Here is a 3,428-nt window from a genome sequence, read left to right on the forward strand (position 1 = left end):
GTCTCCACAAAACCCGGGGCAATTCACCTCGCGCACTGCCGTCTGCATGACGGAAGGTCATAACAGAAGACTTTCGATGTCGTCTGTGTCTGCAGATGCGGGCTGAAGTGCATTCGGACAGGGAGACATCCTCGGTTCTGAGGGCTGTCGATGAAGGGACTGGTCCCTTCGTTCCCAGAGAGAAGGATGTGGCGCCTGGGCCTGTGTCCCCCCGCCGTGTCTTTCCTCGCCTTTCAGGACATGTTTCATGACACGAATTTCGTCTTCCTTTTTCTCTCACGTCTCGCCGGTCAGTGCATTTGGCTCTGACGGCGTGGGGCAACTCACGTCCCTGCGCCTGCGTCTGCTCAGCTGGTGGCCGGCCAGACCCATGACCGGCTTTGCCGAGGGCAGCCGCTTCGTGGTCGTGGTGCAGAATATCCTCTGGACCCCGCTCACCGTTTCGATGGTGTGGGATTACGTCCGCACGATGGAACTGCATCACGACGCCAGCGGACGGCTATGTTTTGATGAACCGCTGGTCTTTGCCGAAGAGGGCATGGACGCACCGAACGCCATCGCCGTCTTCAACTATCATTTTCTGCGGCGCTTCCTCGCGGAGGACGATCCGGCTCTGACCCTGCCGGGTCTGTGCCTGTATCGCGCGGCCGGGGAACTCTGGCCGCATCTAATGTTCCATACCCCGATGAGTCTGATCGTGCATGCCGCGTCCAGCGGGCGACTGGCGGGTCTCGTCCCTGAAGATCTTCTGGGACTGACCGACCCGCAGAGGGATCTGATGCTGTTCGACGCCCTGAGCCGGCAGATCAATCCGTCGAACCTGATCTGCCTGTCGGCCTCCACAGCGGTGGAGGCTGCCCCTGTCATCAATGGTCTGGCAGTTGACCCGCACTGGTTCAGCACGGCGTGCGCGCCCGGCTACAGCCTGCAGGCGGGGTTGGAGCATCTCGGTGTGCTCGAATGTCCTGAAGACGATCTGCTGCCGTTCGATCTGTCTTTTCGGGGCCACTGAACGCTTTTTCTTTCCCTATCTCCACCACCTGTTTTTTTCATGGTCTGCCCCAGACGGCTTTTTCGGTCACCGGACGCTTCAGAGCGTACCGGTGGCGATCTGCGTCTGCTGGGCAGACAGGAACAAGGATTATCCCCTATGTCTGCCGAACATTTCTCTCGGCCCCGCACTGGCCTCGACCGGCTGATTGATGTCTGGCTGCAGATGCACGACGTGCTGCTGCCGGCCCTGTGTGTCGCCCGCGATGACGGTCCCGACGACACGCTGCCCTTTGGCCGCCCGCTGGAAGGCCATGTGCTGCTGCTCGGCGATCTCCTCGAAGATTTTGGCGAGACGCTTCAGGAGGTCATGGACAGCGCCGCTTCGGCGTAAGCGCCGGATCATCTCTCCATCACGTTTTCTTATCAGCTTTTTACCGGACAGGACTTTTCCTGTCCGGTGATGACCTACAGGATTTTCATCATGCGTTATCAGACCTCGCGCCACCATACAGGCTCACACGGCGTATCCCGCGCTGCCCGCCATCTTCGCCAGACCCGTCGTCTCTCGCCGTGGGATGCAACAGACGAGGACCTGCAGTTCATGGCAGCACTCACCGAACGGCTGGGCGCACCGCCTGTCTCGAACATGATGCGGTATTGCGGCCCCGAGGCCCGGCATCTGGACCAGCTGGGCGAAAGCCTCGGTGACTGGCGGCGAATGCTGGAGGCGCTCGCCCGGCGTCATCCGCATCTGCCGCGATCGGGATCACAGGCGTCAGACGGCACGACACTGGATTCCGCGCCAGAGCGGATTGTCTGGGAGACCCTCGTGCAAATGGTTCCCGATGAATTGGAGCTGTGCTGCCATCCCTTGCTGGAAGACGGGCGGTATCTGCGCAGCGATTTCGGTCTCTGTGCACCAGATGAGGAGACCCCTCTGGTGTGCATCGAGGTGATGGGCATGCTGGGCTCCGACCGGATCTGCCGGGCGGATGTCGAGGAAGCCTCTCTGGGCCGTCTGGCGAAGAAGCAGGACTGGTTCAGTCAGCCGGGCCGTCCGCTGCTGCGGGTGATCTGGCTCGACATGATAGCACACCCGGACTGGCTGGAGGCCATCTGTGCAGAAGCCATCGAAGCGACTGTCGCGCAGCTTGTCTGTAACCGGAAGGAACGTCGCTCATCGATGCCAGATCGTAATGCACGATATGGGAAGCGACGTTCTCGTCCTGCTTCACGTTGGCAAGCGCGTGAGTGAATAAAGGACGGCTGTCGTCCTTCAGCCTCCCCAACGGGAGGCTGGTTTCCGCTCAGCCGTTTTTGTCATCATGTGGCGGCAGCAGTTCAGGCTCTTCCGGTTCCACATTAACGTCCTGTGCCTTTTCGATCCGGGTTGCACGCCACAGCAGGACGGGAGCAGCAAGGAGAAACAGAATGCCGGAACCGGGCGTGAAATAGAGATGGAAGCTCGAGAACGCAAAAAGAAACTGGCTTGTCTCTGTCTGCGATGATTGCAGAAAAACATAGATTCTGACGAGACAGAACAGCGCCATGCCCCAGGATGCGCGATCACAGTAAAGGCGGGGGATATTGAAGGAGGCGCGTTTCCGGCTCAGCCACGATGCACCAAAACAGGCGATGGTCACCCAGAGCGTTACACCCAGAATATGAAACCCGCTGAAGCCGGCGTGCTGAACCGAATTCATGCCGCGTTCGACATGGCGGTACGCACAGGACAGAAACCCCGCCAGAACGGTGCTGCCCAGCGCAGCCAGAACAAGTTCATCGGGGGTCTCCCAGAACAGACCCAACCGGGCCTTGATCCCTTCAAAATCGATGTCATTCTTGTCCATGGCGGGTTCTTTTTATTCGGTGTCGATGACGACGTGTAACTGATAGGCGTGACTGGCTGCCGACCAACTCCATACAGGCGTCTTTGGACCCGGTCCACCGAAACTCAGATCGTGAACACCGTCATGACGGCTTTCCAGAATGGCAATGGCGGCAGCAGAGTTCTGCCACACGATATGACGCGTTCTGTCGAGCAGGGTGTAACGGGCGCCATCACCCCCGAAGCAGGCCGGATCCTCTTCGATGATCGCCGTGAGGGGCCCAAGGTCACCGCCGACGTCGAGAGGTTGGATTTTGGGTGTCACGCGTGTCCCGCACAGATCGTGATACTGTCCGGCTGTTTTCGTGAGGTCGGGGACAGCTTGCAGGGTGGCGGTATCCAAGGGTGTGGCTGGTCGGGCCTGTTCCGCGTTGAGCCAGTGGGCGTGCGCAATCATCTGTCTGTCGCTCTGATTACCCGTCTGGGCGTGAGCAGAAACAGTGAGCAGCGACAGGGCGGAGAACAGCGATAAAGACAGGAAAGGTTTCATGAAGGGAGTCCGTTTCATGGGGGTAGAACGAACCCGCTGCGCGGGATTGGTGCGGTG

At 59.7% G+C, this 3,428-nt stretch carries 5 protein-coding genes; 3 read left to right on the forward strand and 2 right to left on the reverse strand.

Annotated features, from left to right (window positions below):
- Positions 1-247: 247 nt before the first annotated feature.
- The 3 genes from AD944_RS00915 to AD944_RS00925 all read left to right on the forward strand — a co-directional run bounded on the left by AD944_RS00915 (position 248) and on the right by AD944_RS00925 (position 2,248).
- Entirely contained in the window at positions 248-1,012 is a 765-nt protein-coding gene (locus tag AD944_RS00915; RefSeq protein ID WP_045542165.1) for a hypothetical protein, read from the forward strand.
- A 138-nt stretch (positions 1,013-1,150) separates the two neighbouring features.
- Positions 1,151-1,384, forward strand: coding sequence for a hypothetical protein (locus AD944_RS00920; protein WP_045542164.1), 234 nt, complete (start codon positions 1,151-1,153; stop codon positions 1,382-1,384).
- Between the two features lie 90 nt (positions 1,385-1,474).
- Positions 1,475-2,248: a hypothetical protein gene (locus AD944_RS00925; protein WP_248845795.1), complete on the forward strand. Its 774-nt coding sequence runs from the start codon at positions 1,475-1,477 to the stop codon at positions 2,246-2,248.
- A gap of 52 nt (positions 2,249-2,300) precedes the next feature.
- On the opposite strand, the gene AD944_RS00930 is transcribed toward AD944_RS00925, so the two are convergent.
- Positions 2,301-2,843, reverse strand: a complete 543-nt coding sequence (locus AD944_RS00930) for a hypothetical protein (RefSeq protein ID WP_045542162.1) — start codon at positions 2,841-2,843, stop codon at positions 2,301-2,303.
- Between the two features lie 12 nt (positions 2,844-2,855).
- Positions 2,856-3,428 (reverse strand): hypothetical protein (locus AD944_RS00935; protein ID WP_248845796.1); only part of this gene is annotated, 573 nt, incomplete at its 5' end.

The organism is Acetobacter tropicalis, from assembly GCF_001580915.1.
GTDB lineage: Bacteria > Pseudomonadota > Alphaproteobacteria > Acetobacterales > Acetobacteraceae > Acetobacter > Acetobacter tropicalis.

Bases quoted from the DNA above. Each gene is read 5' to 3' on its own strand.
- AD944_RS00925 (WP_248845795.1), top strand. From the start codon at position 1,475: ATGCGTTATCAGACCTCGCGCCACCATACAGGCTCACACGGCGTATCC.
- AD944_RS00920 (WP_045542164.1), top strand. From the start codon at position 1,151: ATGTCTGCCGAACATTTCTCTCGGCCCCGCACTGGCCTCGACCGGCTG.
- AD944_RS00915 (WP_045542165.1), top strand. From the start codon at position 248: ATGACACGAATTTCGTCTTCCTTTTTCTCTCACGTCTCGCCGGTCAGT.
- AD944_RS00930 (WP_045542162.1), bottom strand. From the start codon at position 2,843: ATGGACAAGAATGACATCGATTTTGAAGGGATCAAGGCCCGGTTGGGT.